Consider the following 17,256-nt stretch of genomic DNA (forward strand, 5'->3'; position numbering starts at 1 on the left):
CCCGTAGCCCCCGTAGCGCCAGTAGCGCCAGCGGCACCTCCTGTAGGCCCTGTAGGCCCGGTGGGGCCTAATAAAGACGGAGCTGCCAATACACTTTCTAATTTGGATTGCAGCAAAAATTCTTTTTTCGTTAAATCATTGATTGTCCCTCGGACGCTCTCGTTGATAAGAAGCAGGTCACTTATACTAGCTGGTGGTGAGGTTACGCCCGGTAATGTGCCGAGAGCAAATTGGATTTTTTCCCCTTCCGCATTAATAATATGGCTTAAGCCTAATTCCTCCAATGCGATTGAGGATAGAAGCAAGTTTAGAGCGTCATCTCTTGTTACGGATATAAGCGGTGTAATATTAGGAATGTTGGATTGTGACATGATGTTCCTCCTTTATTTGTAATTTTGTGATACCACTATATGTATATGGAGTATGTCGGTAATTGCAACAGCTTGAACCTAGTAGGGTAACTCAAGATCTTCTACGACAAAGCTGAAGCTCTGCAAGTATGCTAGACGTCGCTCGATCTATGATCTGTTCTCGCTTTCCTCTAAAAATCTATTACTAGCGATCGTATCATCGCCGCGAGGCATACGTTTCTTGAAGGCAGCAATGATTCCCGATCCACCAGCCAACATAAATATAATAGCGCAGACTACTCTGTATTCAGAGCGGTCTGCGCATGTGTGCTGATAGAGATTCGATTGCGGAATACCTACTTCAATAGGCTTCAATATTTAGATGATTCATGGGTTAGGCTTCGCGATACAATGGAATGTCCGTGGTCAGTCTGCGAACACCAATTTCGACGAGCTTATAAGCATCTTCCAGTCTGCGAACGGTCCAGACACCAAGGCCTACACCGGCTGCTTGCGTCTCGGCGACGAGCTGCGGATGCTCCAAGACTGTTGACAACTGGATCAGAAGTGTAGCATTTCCCAGCTCAGCTACTGCCTTCAGATCAACAAGCTCGCTTGACAAGAGCGCAAGCTCAATGTCGCTGTTTAGGCTGCGTAATATACGTAAATTGTCTGGGTAGAAAGAAATAAACATCGTGCGTTCTGTCATATCATATTGATTCAATAGATGAAGGATGGCGCGAAGTTCCTCTTCTGTATTATGTTCTTTCAATTCCAGCTGAAGGCCAACTTTTCCCCCGCATAATTCAAGCACTTCTTCCAGCAGTGGAACACCGCATCCAGCTAACTCTGGGTTGAACTTCTTGCCTGCATCCACCTGCTGAAGCTCAGCTACCGTCTTCTCCCGGATGCGTCCTGTGCCCGTTGTTGTTCGATCGAGTGTATCGTCGTGGATGACGACGGGAATGCCGTCTTTCGAATGATGTACGTCGATTTCTAACGTATCGGCGCCCATTTGAATGGAACGGCGGAATGCCGCCATCGTATTCTCGGGATGCACCGCTGCATAGCCACGGTGAGCGACAATTTCAACATCATTGAACAGTGCGTTGGAACTCATGATAATCCTCCTCATTATAGCGAACATGATAGCGAATGTGATGATAACTGCGTTATCATGTATCATAGGATCCGTATGTAAGTATGTGTGCATGCGGAATTGACTCCGATTATACTTGATACATGATGGAAGAACAATGGAGATTTTATAACGGTTACGTGTTGTTCTTGTAAATATATACGCAGCTGAAGGAGAAAAATGGACATGAATTATGAGGAAAAGAGTTGGTCAATTTCTTTTTGGGGGACAGGAGACTCCATGGGGGTTCCACGAGTATATTGCGACTGTGAGGTGTGCAGAGAGGCGCGTGAGGAAGGACAGAACCGCCGTTATCGTTCCTCTGTTGTGATTGAACGAGCTGACGAACGGCTTCTCATCGACTGCGGGCCGGATTGGACAGGCCAGATGGAACGTGCAGGCTTGTTCTGGATAGATGATATCCTCATCACCCATGCGCATCAGGATCATATCGCAGGGCTCCCCGCATATGCGGATGCATGCCGCTGGCTGGATCGACAAGGGCATGTCATTGCTCCCGCAGAGGTGAATCAATTGATTCGAACGATGTATCCATGGCTTGAGCGGTTCATCCAATTCGAAGATATCGAGCAGACATGGCAGTGGCGGGACTGGTTCATTCAACCGATCCGGGTCAATCATGGCAAGAATGGCTATTCCTACGCCTATCGCTTTGATCGGCTTCAAGCCGTCTCGAAAATGGAGGAACCGCCGTATTCGGCAGCGGAGAGTCAGAAATTAGAAGGGAATGAAGACTCCGCGAATGCGGAATCAGCTGCGTTGAATAGTTGGTTATATGCTTCGGATGCAATTGGACTAGGCGCTCAGGAACGTCAATTTTTCCGCGATCTCGATCTTCTTATATTGGGAACGAATTTTTATCACGAACAGGCAGCCTATGAGACCCGTTCTGTATACGACATGGTCGAGGCTGTGGAATTGCTTCAGGATATCTGCCCGAAGCGGACCATATTTACGCATATGTCCCACGACATTGATTTCCGTACAAGCTATGAGCTGCCTGCGAATGTGGCGTTGGCTCGGACAGGAATGCGAGTGGAAGGGTAACCGAGGTTACCCTTTTTTGCTAGAGAGGTACGACGCTCATCTGCTGATCTTCAAATATCCGCTTGGCTGTAAATATGGCATTGAGGACGCGGGGGAATCCGGTATATGGAACACAATGAATCATCGCTTCAATGATTTCGTTAGGGGTTAGACCGACATGAAGTGCTGCTCGAATATGGACATGTAACTGCGGCTCGCATCCGCCTTGAGTAGTAAGGGATGCAAGTGTGATGAGCTGACGCTGCTTCAAATCTAGCCCCTCACGAGAATAAATGTCTCCAAATGCAAATTCAATAATATATTGACCAAGCTCAGGGGCAATCCCGCTCAAGGATTCAATCACATGCTCGCCTGCCTCGCCATCTACTTCCTTCAACCTGTCCCAGCCTCGTTGATAACGCTCAGTTGCCACTTTTTCTTCATTATCCACATTCATCATCGGGAAGTCCTCCTTTAAGATAGATAATCCAATCGTATTGGAATGCACTGCATGAATGACATGCTACACATTAGAGTGCGCTCTATAGCAAGCCTTTTTTTCGGTGTTGGGTGGCGTGATATAATGTTCCATTATGAAAACCTATTTTACGATCCAACAAATTGCGGATAAGATAGGACTGTCCGTACATACGTTGCGCTACTACGAAAAGATTGAGTTGCTGACAGAAGTGCAGCGCGATGCAAATGGCTACCGGCAGTATACGGAATCGGACATAGCGTGGATTCATTTCCTGCTCCGATTGCGTGCGACAGGCATGCCAATCAGGGAGATGCAGCAGTTTTCTCATTTGCGAAGCAGAGGGGATTCCACGATACGTGCACGACGTGCGTTATTGGAGGAACATCAAGAGCAGGTTATGGCACAAGTTAAGGAGTTGCATGAGCATCTACTGAAGATTGAATCCAAAATTGAGCACTATAAACGACTAGAGGAGAACCCAGTGGAGTAATACCTGTGCGGTTGATTAAAAAAGAACCGCTTTCCCAGACGGTTTTGTCTGGTCGAAAGCGGTGCTTCGTTTAGGTGTGATTAGTTCGCGCTGTCACGATTCAGGATGAACTTCTCTATGACATGACGTACTCCTTCATCATTGTTGCTCTCTGTTACATAATCGGCAATCGTCTTAAGTGAATCAACGGCATTGCCCATCGCAACACCGAGTCCAGCCGTCTCGATCAGATCATGGTCATTCCATGAATCTCCGATACCGATCGTCTCTTCCAAGCTGCAGCCGAAGTGTTCCGCCAAATGGCGCAATGCGCTTCCCTTCGTGCCCTCATAATGGGTAACCTCTAAGAAATGAGGCTTCGACTTTGTAATATGAACCTCTGATCCCAGCAATTCCTTCAGTTCTTCTGCGACACGATCCAGTCGATCCGGTTCGTCGATCATGAGCATCTTCGTGGAAGGGGAAGCGAGCAGACGATCAAAGTCAGGTTCTATGAAATAAGGAATGCGGCTCAAGTTCGCGTAGTCAATCAGCTTTTGATTTTCTTCGCGAGCGTACAGCTTGTCATCAATGTACAACTGCAGATGGATATTGTGCTCGTCACAGTAGCGAAGCAGCTTAAGCGCAGCATCGCGCGGCACTGCACGCTCGTAGAGTACTTCACCGTCCATTACGTTCTTCACCAGAGAGCCTTGATACGTAATGAGAGGCACATTTAGACCTGTCTGCAGGGCAATGTTATGAGCAGAAGCATACATGCGTCCTGTTGCAAGTGTAACGGTAACGCCTTGTTGAACGGCGAGCTCCAATGCACGCTTTGTGCCGGGAGTTACCTGCTTGTCATCATTAATCAACGTGTCGTCTACATCAATTGCGATAAGTTTATACATGGGTTATGAGTTTCTCTCCTATCTATGCAGCACATATTCATGTACTGGTAATAGGGGCTCGTCACATTTTTATCCACGAACACCCGTATTTCTCTCTACTTCTATTGTACAGCATGTCCGCTCCATTTCAATTCGGCAACGATCATTCCAATAAAAATAAGCCCACATCCCGCAAGCGCCCATCCTCCCAGCGCTTCTCCGGCAAAGGTTACGACCGTAATGGCGGCAAATACCGGTTCCATCGCAAATAAAATCGCAACGCGTGTCGCGGAGGTATATTTCTGACACCAAGTCTGCGCCCAGAAGGAAAACGCGGTCGAGAGCCCAATGGATATAGCAAGTGCGAACAGCACCTTCGGTTCCGATAAGGCTTGCCCGAGCAATCTCATTGTTAGCTGCGGTTCGAAGATGGCCGAACTAATACCAGATAGAATGCCGACAGTCATAAGCTGTACCGTAACAAGCGGCAGTGTATCATGCTGCGATGCGAAACGGCCTGTCAGGGCGATATGCATGGCGAAGCCGACAGCGCAGAGCAGCACGAGTCCGTCTCCCTTATTCCACTCAGCCGTTCCACCGTTGAAGGCGAGCAAATACAGCCCGCAAAGAGCAAGCAGTGCGGAGATCCAAGTTGGGAGCGTCAGCCGCTGCTTCGACAGCCATAAGGTAATGAAAGGAACCAGCACAACCGATAGACCCGTTAGAAATCCGGTGTTGGTTGTCGTTGTGTATAACAGTCCAATGGTCTGAAACGCATATGCGGAAAATAACCATAAGCCAAGTATCCCGCCGTGAAGAAGCAGTCGCTTGTTCAGGAAGATAGTCAAGGTGCGTCTTGTAAAAAGCAGAACGACTGCAAACAGCAGTCCAGCGCATGCAAAGCGAATTGCATTAAAGGCAAGAGGGGGCAACGTATGGACAGCATGCTGAACAACAAGAAACGTACTGCCCCAAATCAATGCAACAAGCAAGAGACATACATCGGCCAACCATGTGCGTTTCATGATGAGTAAAATAGACTCCCTTCCCACTTTCAAATATTTTACTCTTATCATGTAAGAAAGAGCGCATGCTGTAAAGCACAGTTTTCAATGATCTATCCTTTACATCCTTCATTTTCCATGCTAAATTGGAGTAAGAATCCGAAATGCGGTAGAAATATTGGATGATTATTTCTAACCTATGGGAGTTGGAAACGATGAAGGTAGAGGAAACGAACAAAAGAGTAGAGAAGCTTGCTGAACAACTGCAAGGAAATTTGATTGTATCGTGTCAGGCGTATCCAGGGGAAGCGTTGTATGGAAGCGATATGATGGTGCGCATGGCCTTAGCAGCCGTGAATGGCGGTGCTGCCGGAATTCGCAGCAATTCGCCGCAAGATGTTGCAGCGATTAAGGAAGCGATTCGCATTCCGGTTATCGGAATATGGAAGAAGGAATATCCGGGTTCTAACGTATATATAACTCCGACTCTTGCGGATGTTGAAGTGATGATTGCTGCCGGCGCTGACATGGTCGCGCTTGATGCCACGATGCAGCCGCGTCCATCGGGTGAAACGCTTGAATACATTGTAAACGTTATCAAAACAAAATATGACATCCCCTTGATGGCGGATATTTCAACTTATGAGGAAGGGATTCGCGCGGCGGAGTTGGGTTTTGATTTTATTTCTACGACATTATCAGGTTATACGCCCTATAGCGTGCAGCAGAAGGAGCCGGATATGGAGCTGATCAAGCGGCTGGCCGCAGCAGTGTCAACGCCGATCATCGCGGAAGGACGCATCCATACACCAGAGCAGGCGGAGGAAGCCTTGAGAAATGGCGCATTCTCCGTTGTAGTGGGCACGGCCATTACACGTCCGCATACGCTTACCAGTTCATTTGTTTCCAAGATAAAAGGGGGGCAAGTCCCCGTCCAAGCAGCGATGTCGGGCTCGGTCATCCCTGTGATTGCTCAGAATCAGGATGGGAATGAACCTGCCAGCAAGGGAGAGGCGTTATCATGACAGACGCAGTGAACAGTCATGAATCTGTCGTCATCGCTATTGATATTGGTGGAACGAATATAAAGAGCGGCATTGTAGATAAACAGGGAAATGTACTTCATTCCCGTACCATTCCTACAGAGGCTATGCTTGGACGAGACGAACTGCTGAACAAGCTGAAGCAGCTTATTCATTATTATCGGAGTGAGGCGGCACAGAATCAGTGGGCAGTAGAAGGCATTGGTATAGGTTCCGCAGGCTATATTCACCGCGATGGGCATGTGGCTCATGCGACGGATAATTTGCCGGGTTGGAGCGGGACTCCTGTTCAAGAATTGCTTCATGAAGCGACGGGTGTGCCGGTTCGCGTCATTAACGATGTGCATGCAATCGCCCTCGGGGAGAGCTGGAAGGGCGCAGGCAGAGGCATGGATCAATTCGTCTGCGTCGCGCTCGGTACAGGAATTGGAGGTGCGATTATTGAAGAGGGTGCACTCTATGGCGGGGCTGATGGCCATGCGGGTGGATTCGGGCACTTCATCGTGCAGATGGATGGCGAGCCTTGTACTTGTGGATTGATCGGTTGTTGGGAGCAGTATGCTTCTGTAAATGCCTTGAAGCGGATGATTAGAGAGAAGATTACTTCTCTTGAAGGCAGTTCTTCTGCGGCATCAATATTGCCTCAATGTGAGGAGAAGCCAGAGGCTTGGTTCGCAGCGGCACGTAGTGGCAATCTGGCAGCAAATGAGGTCATTACCCAATATATTCGAAACATCGCAGTTGGGCTTGTGACGCTGCAGCATGTGCTCAATAGTCGTCGATTTGTATTAGGTGGAGCTGTTATCGGACAAGGGGCATGGCTGCTTGAAGCAATTAAGGAAGAGATGCGCAAGATGTGCATGCCTGCATATTGGGGAGATGGTGTGGAACTCCATGCTGCTGAAATGGGTGAGCATGCTGGGGTAGTCGGAGCTGCCAACTGTATTTGGACGGAGCTTCATTCGACCCAACCTTCCGACCATTTTTCTGTAATCTAGTCTACTTCTAACTTGCATAATAAATCGATCGTAATAAGCGGCAATAGCAGGACGTGAACTGTCTGTTTGCCGCTATTTTATCGTGTTCTTACCAATGAATCGAAGCAGTTCACGTCGGGGACTGTATGGTATAGTGACCCTGTTTGAGCTATCACTAAGTAAGAGCGCTTTCATTATTTTGTTATCAACATGTTGATTTTTTAATCGTTCCATTAGATGATAAGGCTAGTTCGAATTTCCCTGTGAATGGGTTGTGCATGATGACTTTGGTGTAAGCACCGACCACTGACGTCGTGGATGGCTGTTAATCGGATGGTGAATGAGGCATGTGGAATCTTGCCTAGTACGATCAATACATCGATTGAACCGATGAACTATGAGTGAGGGAAGTCCGAACAATAGGATTGTGTCAGTAGTTGTGAGCTGGCATGGAAATAAACAAATCCGGCACAAGATACGCTATAGAGTGCCGCATCATACGGATTGAAATACATAAAGAAGTTAGGGGGAATCATGAGATGGTCGCAGGTGAACATACCAATACACTGCTGCTGATTAGAAGTCTCTATCCGTCACTGACGAAGACGGAGAAGAAAATAGCAGACTATGTATTGAAAAATGCCGAATCGGTGCTATATGCGACAGTTACGGATTTAGCGGAGCGAGCAAGTGCGGGCGAGACTTCTGTTCTGCGTTTTTGTCGTAATCTGGGTTTTAAGAGCTACCAAGATTTCAAGCTATCCTTGGCTAAAGATCTGGTATCGCCACTGAAACATGAAGATAGTGAGATTGTTGAGAGTGATGACTTGGCTGTTGTAGCGAAGAAAATGACACTGGAGAATGTTGCCTCGCTTGAACATACGCTATCCTTGCTGAATATGGAGGAACTGAATAAGGCGGTCGATGCCATCGTGAAGGCGAAGCGCCTGTTCTTCATGGGGGTAGGCTCGTCCGCTATGACAGCGATGGATGCACAGTATCGCTTTATGCGGCTTGGCTACACTGGGGAAGCGATAACAGATCCGCACGTGATGGCGATGAATGCGGTACTTATGACCGAAGAAGATGTCGTATTCGGCATATCAACATCAGGCAGTACGAAGGATTTGGTGGACACGATTCGATTGGCGAAGGAGAATGGCGTATTTTTCATTTGCTTGACGAGCCATGCGAAGTCCCCTATTACGAAATATGCAGACTCCATTCTGCTGATCAAATCCAAGGAGACACCTCTTGAGGGTGGGGCCTTTTCATCGAAAATTGCACAAATCCATGTCCTCGATATTCTGTCGACGGCTGTTGCCTTACAAGATAAGGAGAAGGCATACAAGGCAATTCAACAAACGGCCAAGTCCGTATTGGACAAGCTATACTAAGCTTATGAGCTTCAGTGCTTTATGACTTTGATAAGACATACCAGTAGTCTGAATGGGATCGGGCGACGCCCGGTATATTTCGCGTTACATAACGAAGAGGCGTTCTCATCAAGAGAGGACGCCTCTATCTGCTTCACGGACTATTCCTGCAGCATAAGCAGCCCGACAAAGTCATCTTTGCTAATGTTGCCGAGGTAATGATTAATGTCCATATCTCCAATTGCCTCGGAGACGGCTTGTTCCTCATAGCGAACTCCTTGGAGCCGTTCCTCAATATCACTTACCTCGCCGATTCCGAAGAAGTCCCCGTATATCTTCATTGATTGAATCACACCATCCGCTACATCCAATCGTACATCGACGATTCCGGCAGGGAATTTCTTCGTATGCTCCACATTGAACTTCGGAGAGTGGCCATAGTTCCAATCCCAGTTCTGGTAGCGTTCCTCGGAGATTCGATGAATAATCTCCCAATCCTGCTCAGTCAACACATACTGCGGAACTTGATCCGCTTCGATACCGAAGATGTGGTGCAGAATCGAAGCCTTGAATTCTTCAATGGTCATTGGCTCCTTCAAGTACTCCGCTATATTGGCAACACGGGAGCGCACAGACTTCGTGCCCTTGGATTCGATTTTGATTTGGCGCACCTTCAGTGCAGATGCGACATGTTCCATTTCCGAATTGAACAGCAGCGTTCCATGGCTGAACATGCGGCCACGGGTAGCGAACTGGGCGTTTCCTGAAATTTTGCGCTCCCCAACTTGGATATCATTGCGTCCAGTCAGATCGGCATTCACGCCGAGAGCGTGCAAGGTGTCGATAACAGGCTGGGTGAATTTGCGGAAGTTATGGAAGGACTCACCGTCATCCTTAGTAATGAAGCTGAAGTTCAGGTTGCCTGTATCATGATATACAGCTCCACCGCCAGAAAGGCGACGCACAACATGAATGTTGTTATCTTTCACGTACTCGGCATTGATTTCTTCGATTGTATTTTGGTTTCTACCTATAATGATCGATGGCTCATTGATATAGAATAGAAGATAGCTGTCTTCCTCAAGCGGCAAATGCTTCAATACGAATTCCTCGATTGCAAGATTGATCCGCGGGTCTGTTATGCCTTGATTATCAATAAACTTCATAGCTTGTCCGTCTCCTTCATGTAGAAGCTGTTGGTGCATATAGTTCTATTGTATACGATTTGCAAGAGAATACAAAATAGATTTGATATTGATAATCGTTATCATAGATGATATGATGTGAAGTAACAAAGACGGTTACAATGCAACCTATTGAGGGGGACTTCAGAATGTCAATTGCTTCAATTATTCGAGAACGTAGAAGTATACATGAATTCAACGACAAGCCTGTTGATCGCAGCCTGGTGCTGCAGCTGTTGAATGACGCAGTATGGGCACCGAACCACGGACTGCGTGAGCCTTGGCGCTTCATATATGCGGAAGGAGAAGGAAAGGCGCGTATTATGAACGGACTTCTTACCATTCTAGATAAGACTAAGCTAAGAGATGCAACGCCAGAGCAACGCCAGAAGTTCGAGGAGCATTTGATGCATGTCCCTGCTTATTTGCATGTGGTTATGCCTGAAGACCCTCGTCCGAATATTTGGCAAGAGGATTTGGAAGCGGTGAGCGCTCTGATTCAGAACTTCCAGCTGCTTGGATGGGAACATGGTCTTGGCATGCTGTGGCATACAGGCGACTATATCTACAACAAGCAATATCGTGAGATGGTTGGCGTACAACCAGGCGAGAAGCTTGTCGGGGTAATCCGCATCGGCTACTTTGACGATGCGCCGAAGGCTCGCCCGCGTACGAGTGCGGAGCAACTCTTCACTGTAATCGATCAATAAAGGAGGATGGCCAGTGCAACTGGCTCTGTCCTAACAATAAGGAGTGCCTCGCAGCGTATGCTGATCGGGCACTCCTTATCTTTTGTATCACGGATAGTAATATTCACGAAGTAAACGGTTACATGATCAAGGATGATCTAATGGATCCGCCTTGATAAAACGATGGTACAGCATTAATTCCAAGGAGTGCTTGATCACCCACGCAGCCAGCAGCACACAGACAAGCAAATGAGCGCATACGAGCGGAGACAGCAATAGGGTGCGTGTATCCGATACATATATTAAATAGGCCGCACAGCAAGCTACAGCAAGGACGAGAAAGAGTAGGCTGAACTGATTGGCCTGCATGGATACAGAACGAGCAAGCTCCTTGTCCTCGGCCTCATCCTTGGACATAAAATTGATAAAGTGCATAACGACTTGAACGACGACGGCAATTCCGAACACGTTCCGGGCAAGGGCCATCATTTCCGTGCTGTATAATCCAATGTCTCCCTTGAGTCGAAATAGAATTGCAGCGTAATAGATGGTGACAATGATGGCGGCGCCGAGAGTAGCCCATGATGTCTTGTGATGCACCGACATAATCATCCCTCCTCATCCATGACATATCACACCTGTTAAGATGTGTGGTGCAACAAGATTATACAGCAATTAACAGAAGTGTTACAGTGTGCGATTGACCAATGTTTTTTGGCATTTCGTAATAAAACCTTTGCAATTCCAATATAATTGCTTGCGAATCGCACCGCAACGCCCGTAGTGAACGGAAGAACTGCACATATTTACAGGAAAATTCGTTTGACGAACATTGCTCTGTTACGCATAATGGACGAGTAGAAACGATTCCATATTGGAAAGCTCCGGTTCGTGGAGCTAGCAGTACATAGATATTTTCAACCTTTGGACAAATCCAATTGACATCATTGGGAGGCAGACAGCAATGGGCACAATTGAACGATTCGGGCATGGTGGGGATGTGTGGACGGCTGCGGACGCGTTCGGCGTCGATCGTAAGGCACTGCTGGACTTCAGTGCGAATATTAATCCGCTTGGACCGCCTTCGGCTGTTATAGATCGTCTGGGGCGCGAGATGATGCCGTCAATCGTTCATTATCCGGATCCTGGACATCGACAGATGAAGAAGCTCTTAGCTGCGAGGTTAGGGGTCGACGAGGCACTGATTAGCATCGGCAACGGGGCTGCAGAGTGCATGGCGCTGCTGTTGCTGGCGATTCGGCCTAAACGGGTTGGCGTAATTGCCCCTTGTTTCTCTGAATATGAGACACTGTCGCGCAAGTTCGGAGCAGAAGTGATGCATAGGGTTGGCAGTGAGGATAACGACTTCCGTGCTACCGAGTCTCAACTGACAGAGCTTATCGAGCAGGCGGATGTCGTATTTATCGGCCACCCGAACAACCCGAATGGTGCATTATATGATCGCACGCTGCTGGGAAGACTTGCAGCCTTAGCAGAAGTTGCTTCTACGATTCTCGTAATCGATGAAGCATTTATTGACTTTGCGAATGAAGAGGAGCATTCCTTGATTCCATTCGTTCATCGATGCTCGAATCTTATTGTACTTCGTTCACTTACGAAGTTCTATGCGATTCCTGGATTACGTCTCGGGTACGCAATCGCCCAGCCGCAGCATATTGCGGCGATGTCGGCTATGCAGGTGGCATGGAGTGTCAATGGCTTGGCACTAGCGGCAGGGGAGGCCCTACTGACGGACGAGCAAGCGGATCAATACGCGGCTTCAACACGAGCTCTCATCGATGAAGAACGGGCTGTTCTGCGTCAGCAGCTGCACATGTTAGGCATTCGAACATGGCCAAGCGTAGCGAATTTCCTATTATGCAGATCTCCAGAAGGGTGGACGGCGAAGTCGCTTCAGGCCGAATTATGCCGCTCTGGCATTCTCATTCGCAATTGCGACATGTATGTTGGACTGACGGAGAGAGACTTCCGATTGGCAGTCAAGGATCGCGCTGCGAATGCAATTGTGGCATCAGCCCTTGCAGCTGTGTTACAGTAGACAAACACAGAATGAAGGAGAAGTGGGATGCAGCCATATCGAGAGAGCAACTGTACCTATACATCTAGACATATTGCAGGAGTACATATTCGCTGGGAGGATGCTCTCATCGCTGTTGAACTTCCACAGATAGCGCCGATATGGAGCAGTGCTGTATTTCATGGAGGGCAATGGGCGGGCAATCGGATCTTGAATCAGATGGTTCATTATCAGTTCAATTGTGCAGATCCGATAGAGTATCTTCGTCTGACGTGTGTAGAGAAGGGGTACGCTCCGGAGCAGACCGTTGGGCTTATGACCGCTGCTAAGGTGAGCCATGCATCTGTTGCTGAGCAGGATGCGGATGAATGTTCGCTTCTGTGCGTAACGACTGCCGGAACGTCTAATGCGGCTCGTGCTGGGATGCCGCGGCGAGTATTCTCATCTTATGAACCATTGAAGCCAGGGACGATTAATTCCATTCTTATTATGGATGGCAAATTGTCTGATGCCGCGGTATGGAATGTGTTCATGACGGCAACGGAGGCCAAATGTGCGGCTCTGTCTGATCTGGGCATCTTAGATTCAGAGACGGGGCGCATTGCCACGGGGACGACGACAGATGCAATTGTATTTGCCGTGATAGACAGTGGACGATATGAACCTGTGCATTGCTATGCAGGTACAGCGACCACATTGGGTCATGCGGTCGGACAACTCGTTTATACTACCGTATATGAGTCTGTCAAGACCCAGCATGAAGCGTGACCGCTAACAGATTGGAACAACCTACTAGGGTGGGAGACATATGACAGCAGCGTTCATCATAATAGCAGCATACATATGGGATCGGATTGTAGGCGATCCTCGGGCTATCCCGCATCCAGTCGTTGGGATAGGCAAAGGAATAAGCAGAGTAGAACGTGTTATACGCAGGATAAGTCCTTCCGAGCAGGCACTCAAGCCGCTAGGCATCCTGCTGCCGATTATCGTGGTAGGAGGGGCGTATGCGTCGACTTGGCTTATACTAACAGGACTATATCATGTTCATGAATATGTAGGATGGGTTGCCGAGGCATTGCTCATTGGAACGACAATTGCGGTAAAGGGACTGAAGGATGCAGGGATGGCTGTGTATCGGAGGCTGAAGGAGCAGGACTTAGAGGGTGCAAGGCGAGAAGTCGGCATGATTGTCGGCCGCGATACAGAGCAATTGGATGAACCGGAAGTCGTGCGAGCTACCGTCGAGACGGTAGCGGAGAACATTGTTGATGCGGTCATTTCGCCGCTATTCTTCGCACTTATCGGAGGCGCTCCGCTGGCTATGGCATATCGTGCGGTGAATACGCTCGATTCTATGGTCGGCTATAAAAATGAGAAATATCAGAATTTGGGCTGGGCATCTGCCCGCCTCGATGATATCGCCAACTGGATACCAGCACGGATCACTGCTGTGCTCATCACGCTGAGCGCTTGGATTCATCGGTATGATGCACGCAGGGCTTGGTCAATGGCGCTTCGAGATGCAAGCAAGCATCCAAGCCCGAATAGCGGGTGGGCAGAGGCAGCAGCAGCAGGTGCGCTTGGCATCAGGCTTGGCGGTTATAATGTGTATAAAGGAATACGTTCGTTCCGCGCTTATATGGGGGATATGAAGCAGCCTCTGCAAGCAGAGCATGTGCCTGCGGTATGCAGGCTGCTCGTAAGCAGCTCGACAGTCTTTGTTATTCTGGCAGGCCTGCTCCTATATGTGCGCGGAGGATGGCTTCTGTAGATGAATGGCGGATGAAGGAGTACAAATGGGATGACACGGACAACTAAATGGAATGCTCCCGCTATTCATCGGAACCGGCGTCGTTCAGGAGCATCGAAAAACAACAGGAAACGATTATTAATGACAAGACATATGTTACGAAAAAAGAGTCAAGCAAGCGGCAAAATTGTGCGCTTCGCACTTGTTCGTCATGGCTTGACGCAAGAGAATACGGAGCGGCGATATATTAGCTATTCGGATGTACCGCTATTGCCGGATTCACCAGAAGAGCTCCGAGCTCTTCGCCGAACATTGGCGCATCCATCACCGCTGCTATACACGAGCGATATGCGCCGCTGTCGCGACACGCTCGCCTATTTGCGTCCGCGTGACAGCATCCAAGCTGTGGAGGACACAAGGCTGCGAGAATATGACTTCGGTATGTGGGAAGGGTTAACCTACAATGACTTGAAGGAAGATCCACAGTATCGAAGATGGCTTGACGATTCATCAGCCATCCAGCCGCCGCGCGGGGAACCGTGGCAGTCCTTCTGTACGCGAACGGCGCATGTATGGTGGGAAGTGCTGCGCAATGCGCGTGATTCCTTCATCAGCAGCGGAAATCATATGGAACGGCAAGAGGGCGCTATCCGTCGTCGGCCGTACCATTCTTCGCCGCTGCCACGTGGACGTGTGCTGCGCAGCAAGACAAGCCGGATGCAGAGACAGTCATATGGAAGCGGGCCTAGTCCGCGGCCGGATGTTGTCATCGTCACACACGGGGGCGTCGTTCGTCGCTTATATACGCTGGCTTTCCCGCGGAAGTCATTCTGGGAAGCCGCTGCGCCAATCGGTGGCGGTGTTATGATTACGGCGAAGCGATGTGCCCGCAAATGGAAGTTCTTGCGAGCAGAACGGCTTCCAAGCAGATGATGACGTTTGTGTGTCAAAGCAGGTTCATTAGATGCACGCAATGATGTAATCTATTGCAACGCAGAGGCTTTTCCCCTATAATCAATTATCGAGTTTAGCACTTGGATGACGAAATGTATTCCATATTGAATAATCGTGATACTTCAGGTCCTTGGGTATGTATGCGGTACGGATCCATACGCGTTGCTCGGTAAGAGATACCGATGTATTGTATGGTCGATGCATATTCGAGGTTAATAGGGAAGCCGGTGTGAACCCGGCGCGGTCCCGCCACTGTGAATGGAGTGTTGCGCTCATGATGCCACTGTCGAATTCGTTAGTGTGTGCTGTATGAACCGCTATGGATGGGAAGGCGAGCTGCAACGTATTCTCCTAAGTCAGGAAACCTGCCTGAAGATGGACGAGCTGTATCCTTCGCGGAGAGGATCACGTCATTGGCGTAATGCATCAGGCAACATGGCAGCGCAGCTGCTTGCTTCCTGCTTCTAGGTGTCTGTTGAATATTGCGATAGATGACTTTGTGTTCCCCCGGATCGAAGGATCGGGGGTTTTTGCTGTATTTGGAAATGATTTCACATCCCATCAAGCACTTCGTTTGTACAAGGTAAACTGCAGTTCAATGCAATTGCACAGCACGAATGTATATCACAAATTCAGTCACAGTAGGATTTACAGCTCAGGTATATGCAAGTGCTCATTGACAACTGATACCGAATGGGGATGTACATACATTCTTACGGCAAGTGCAGCTTGCAGTGCATTATCGTTCGCATGGCGAAGGATGGAACCGCTTTACACCTGCACGGGTAGTACATGGTTAGAGACTAGGAAGAATGACGCGAGGGAGAGATTCTGACATGAACAAATGGCTGAACAAATGGCTGAACAAATCGGTAGCGGCGCTATTGGCGCTTATGCTTACAGTAGGACTGGCGGCTTGCGGCAATCAAGATGCGGCTAAGCCTGCTGAGAATAATACTGCACAGCAAGAGTCCAATGGCAATGGGGCTACAGAACAACCGAAGCAGGATGATCTAAAAACGACGTATCCGCTGACTGTTAAGGATGCAACGGGTGAAGAATTCACATTCGACAAAGCGCCAGAACGTATTGTGTCCGTGTCTCCAGCTGAGACAGAGTCCTTGTTCGCACTTGGATTGGATGCACAAATCGTTGGGGTGTCTGATTTTGATGATTATCCGGAAGCAGCGAAGTCCAAAGAGAAAATGGGCGGCATTACGAAGCCGAATGAAGAGGCAATTATTAAAGCTAAGCCGGACATCGTGTTCACAGGCATCTCGATGAAGGAGCCAGTTGTGAAGAAGTTCCGTGAGCTGGGCATTAAAATATTCAAGGTAGAACCAAAAACGTACGACGATGTGATTAAGAACATCGAATTGTATGGTCAAATTACGGATCAGCAAGCTAAAGCGAAGACGATTGTTGACAACATGAAGCAAGTGCGTGAAGATGTGAAGTCGGCCGTTCAAAGTGCGGAGAAGAAAAAGGTGTATATTGAATTCTCCCCAGGCTGGACAGTAGGCAGCGGCGAGTTCATGAACGAGCTGATTGAAATGGCAGGCGGCACGAACGTTGCGGCTGATTCAGCCGGCTGGATTCAAATTAACGAAGAGAACATTATTAAATCCAATCCGGATGTAATCATGTTCACGCAAGGTGTAGTGGACTCCGAGACGAACAAATCCTTGGAAGAAATTATTCGTGGACGCAGCGGTTGGAATAACATCAATGCAATTAAGAACAATCAAGTAATCGGTGTGGATCAGAACCTGATCAGCCGTCCGGGACCTCGTGTAGCTGACGGATTGAAGGCAGTTGCGAAGGCGGTTCATCCGGACTTGGTGAAATAATCATCGTGGAGAA

18 protein-coding genes and 1 riboswitch are annotated in these 17,256 nt (G+C 48.5%); of the genes, 11 read left to right on the forward strand and 7 right to left on the reverse strand.

The window, feature by feature from the left end:
* Together BBG47_RS30730 and BBG47_RS15000 are read right to left on the reverse strand one after the other, a co-directional pair.
* A partial coding sequence (locus BBG47_RS30730; RefSeq protein ID WP_483310725.1) for an alpha-helical endospore appendage domain-containing protein occupies positions 1-371 on the reverse strand: 371 nt, incomplete at its 3' end.
* A gap of 373 nt (positions 372-744) precedes the next feature.
* Positions 745-1,470, reverse strand: a complete 726-nt coding sequence (locus BBG47_RS15000) for a glycerophosphodiester phosphodiesterase (RefSeq protein ID WP_065292358.1) — start codon at positions 1,468-1,470, stop codon at positions 745-747.
* 204 nt (positions 1,471-1,674) lie between these two features.
* Between BBG47_RS15000 and BBG47_RS15005 the strand changes: the two genes are divergently transcribed.
* Positions 1,675-2,556, forward strand: coding sequence for an MBL fold metallo-hydrolase (locus tag BBG47_RS15005; protein ID WP_065292359.1), 882 nt, complete (start codon positions 1,675-1,677; stop codon positions 2,554-2,556).
* A gap of 19 nt (positions 2,557-2,575) precedes the next feature.
* On the opposite strand, the gene BBG47_RS15010 is transcribed toward BBG47_RS15005, so the two are convergent.
* Complete coding sequence (locus BBG47_RS15010) at positions 2,576-2,995, reverse strand: carboxymuconolactone decarboxylase family protein (RefSeq protein WP_251488222.1); 420 nt, start codon at positions 2,993-2,995, stop codon at positions 2,576-2,578.
* Between the two features lie 133 nt (positions 2,996-3,128).
* On the opposite strand from BBG47_RS15010, the gene BBG47_RS15015 reads away from it, so the two are divergent.
* Positions 3,129-3,506: a MerR family transcriptional regulator gene (locus tag BBG47_RS15015; protein WP_065292360.1), complete on the forward strand. Its 378-nt coding sequence runs from the start codon at positions 3,129-3,131 to the stop codon at positions 3,504-3,506.
* Positions 3,507-3,586: 80 nt separating this feature from the next.
* On the opposite strand, the gene BBG47_RS15020 is transcribed toward BBG47_RS15015, so the two are convergent.
* On the reverse strand, positions 3,587-4,396 hold the full coding sequence (locus BBG47_RS15020) for a Cof-type HAD-IIB family hydrolase (protein WP_028531705.1): 810 nt from the start codon (positions 4,394-4,396) through the stop codon (positions 3,587-3,589).
* 101 nt (positions 4,397-4,497) lie between these two features.
* Positions 4,498-5,400 carry a DMT family transporter gene (locus BBG47_RS15025; protein ID WP_065292361.1) on the reverse strand — a complete coding sequence of 301 codons (903 nt, stop codon included), beginning with the start codon at positions 5,398-5,400 and terminating at the stop codon, positions 4,498-4,500.
* A gap of 194 nt (positions 5,401-5,594) precedes the next feature.
* On the opposite strand from BBG47_RS15025, the gene BBG47_RS15030 reads away from it, so the two are divergent.
* The 3 genes from BBG47_RS15030 (at position 5,595) to BBG47_RS15040 (ending at position 8,796) form a co-directional block, all read left to right on the forward strand.
* The gene (locus BBG47_RS15030) at positions 5,595-6,404 is read left to right on the forward strand and encodes an N-acetylmannosamine-6-phosphate 2-epimerase (protein WP_065292362.1); all 810 of its coding nucleotides are present in this window, start codon (positions 5,595-5,597) and stop codon (positions 6,402-6,404) included.
* Positions 6,401-7,420 carry an ROK family protein gene (locus BBG47_RS15035; RefSeq protein WP_065292363.1) on the forward strand — a complete coding sequence of 340 codons (1,020 nt, stop codon included), beginning with the start codon at positions 6,401-6,403 and terminating at the stop codon, positions 7,418-7,420. The genes BBG47_RS15030 and BBG47_RS15035 overlap by 4 nt, the downstream gene beginning before the upstream one ends.
* A 518-nt stretch (positions 7,421-7,938) precedes the next feature.
* A complete protein-coding gene (locus BBG47_RS15040; protein ID WP_065292364.1) occupies positions 7,939-8,796 on the forward strand; it encodes a MurR/RpiR family transcriptional regulator in 858 nt (285 codons plus the stop codon).
* Positions 8,797-8,936: 140 nt separating this feature from the next.
* Here BBG47_RS15040 and lplA read toward each other — a convergent pair whose 3' ends face one another.
* Complete coding sequence (gene lplA / locus BBG47_RS15045) at positions 8,937-9,941, reverse strand: lipoate--protein ligase (RefSeq protein ID WP_065292365.1); 1,005 nt, start codon at positions 9,939-9,941, stop codon at positions 8,937-8,939.
* A gap of 167 nt (positions 9,942-10,108) precedes the next feature.
* Here lplA and BBG47_RS15050 point away from each other — a divergent pair, with 167 nt between their 5' ends.
* Complete coding sequence (locus BBG47_RS15050; RefSeq protein WP_065292366.1) at positions 10,109-10,669, forward strand: nitroreductase family protein; 561 nt, start codon at positions 10,109-10,111, stop codon at positions 10,667-10,669.
* 126 nt (positions 10,670-10,795) lie between these two features.
* Here the strand turns inward: BBG47_RS15050 and BBG47_RS15055 are convergent, their stop codons facing one another.
* On the reverse strand, positions 10,796-11,254 hold the full coding sequence (locus tag BBG47_RS15055; protein ID WP_065292367.1) for a phosphatase: 459 nt from the start codon (positions 11,252-11,254) through the stop codon (positions 10,796-10,798).
* 358 nt (positions 11,255-11,612) lie between these two features.
* Here BBG47_RS15055 and cobD point away from each other — a divergent pair, with 358 nt between their 5' ends.
* The 5 genes from cobD to BBG47_RS15080 all read left to right on the forward strand — a co-directional run bounded on the left by cobD (position 11,613) and on the right by BBG47_RS15080 (position 17,243).
* Complete coding sequence (gene cobD / locus BBG47_RS15060) at positions 11,613-12,707, forward strand: threonine-phosphate decarboxylase CobD (protein WP_065292368.1); 1,095 nt, start codon at positions 11,613-11,615, stop codon at positions 12,705-12,707.
* A 27-nt stretch (positions 12,708-12,734) separates the two neighbouring features.
* On the forward strand, positions 12,735-13,454 hold the full coding sequence (locus BBG47_RS15065) for an adenosylcobinamide amidohydrolase (protein ID WP_065292369.1): 720 nt from the start codon (positions 12,735-12,737) through the stop codon (positions 13,452-13,454).
* A gap of 40 nt (positions 13,455-13,494) precedes the next feature.
* The gene (gene cbiB, locus BBG47_RS15070; protein WP_065292370.1) at positions 13,495-14,460 is read left to right on the forward strand and encodes an adenosylcobinamide-phosphate synthase CbiB; all 966 of its coding nucleotides are present in this window, start codon (positions 13,495-13,497) and stop codon (positions 14,458-14,460) included.
* 30 nt (positions 14,461-14,490) lie between these two features.
* Positions 14,491-15,372, forward strand: coding sequence for a histidine phosphatase family protein (locus tag BBG47_RS15075; protein WP_065292371.1), 882 nt, complete (start codon positions 14,491-14,493; stop codon positions 15,370-15,372).
* Positions 15,373-15,568: 196 nt separating this feature from the next.
* Positions 15,569-15,780, forward strand: a riboswitch (cobalamin riboswitch).
* Positions 15,781-16,241: 461 nt separating this feature from the next.
* On the forward strand, positions 16,242-17,243 hold the full coding sequence (locus BBG47_RS15080; protein WP_175400547.1) for an ABC transporter substrate-binding protein: 1,002 nt from the start codon (positions 16,242-16,244) through the stop codon (positions 17,241-17,243).
* The last annotated feature ends 13 nt before the right edge of the window (positions 17,244-17,256 follow it).

The sequence above is a fragment of the Paenibacillus sp. KS1 genome (assembly GCF_001680695.1).
Taxonomy (GTDB): Bacteria; Bacillota; Bacilli; order Paenibacillales; family Paenibacillaceae; genus Paenibacillus_B; species Paenibacillus_B suaedae.

Bases quoted from the DNA above. Each gene is read 5' to 3' on its own strand.
- BBG47_RS15050 (WP_065292366.1), top strand. From the start codon at position 10,109: ATGTCAATTGCTTCAATTATTCGAGAACGTAGAAGTATACATGAATTC.
- BBG47_RS15025 (WP_065292361.1), bottom strand. From the start codon at position 5,400: ATGAAACGCACATGGTTGGCCGATGTATGTCTCTTGCTTGTTGCATTG.
- BBG47_RS15040 (WP_065292364.1), top strand. From the start codon at position 7,939: ATGGTCGCAGGTGAACATACCAATACACTGCTGCTGATTAGAAGTCTC.
- BBG47_RS15035 (WP_065292363.1), top strand. From the start codon at position 6,401: ATGACAGACGCAGTGAACAGTCATGAATCTGTCGTCATCGCTATTGAT.
- BBG47_RS15000 (WP_065292358.1), bottom strand. From the start codon at position 1,470: ATGAGTTCCAACGCACTGTTCAATGATGTTGAAATTGTCGCTCACCGT.
- BBG47_RS15075 (WP_065292371.1), top strand. From the start codon at position 14,491: ATGACACGGACAACTAAATGGAATGCTCCCGCTATTCATCGGAACCGG.
- BBG47_RS15010 (WP_251488222.1), bottom strand. From the start codon at position 2,995: ATGATGAATGTGGATAATGAAGAAAAAGTGGCAACTGAGCGTTATCAA.
- BBG47_RS15015 (WP_065292360.1), top strand. From the start codon at position 3,129: ATGAAAACCTATTTTACGATCCAACAAATTGCGGATAAGATAGGACTG.
- BBG47_RS15005 (WP_065292359.1), top strand. From the start codon at position 1,675: ATGAATTATGAGGAAAAGAGTTGGTCAATTTCTTTTTGGGGGACAGGA.
- BBG47_RS15020 (WP_028531705.1), bottom strand. From the start codon at position 4,396: ATGTATAAACTTATCGCAATTGATGTAGACGACACGTTGATTAATGAT.
- lplA (WP_065292365.1), bottom strand. From the start codon at position 9,941: ATGAAGTTTATTGATAATCAAGGCATAACAGACCCGCGGATCAATCTT.
- cbiB (WP_065292370.1), top strand. From the start codon at position 13,495: ATGACAGCAGCGTTCATCATAATAGCAGCATACATATGGGATCGGATT.
- cobD (WP_065292368.1), top strand. From the start codon at position 11,613: ATGGGCACAATTGAACGATTCGGGCATGGTGGGGATGTGTGGACGGCT.
- BBG47_RS15030 (WP_065292362.1), top strand. From the start codon at position 5,595: ATGAAGGTAGAGGAAACGAACAAAAGAGTAGAGAAGCTTGCTGAACAA.
- BBG47_RS15055 (WP_065292367.1), bottom strand. From the start codon at position 11,254: ATGTCGGTGCATCACAAGACATCATGGGCTACTCTCGGCGCCGCCATC.
- BBG47_RS15065 (WP_065292369.1), top strand. From the start codon at position 12,735: ATGCAGCCATATCGAGAGAGCAACTGTACCTATACATCTAGACATATT.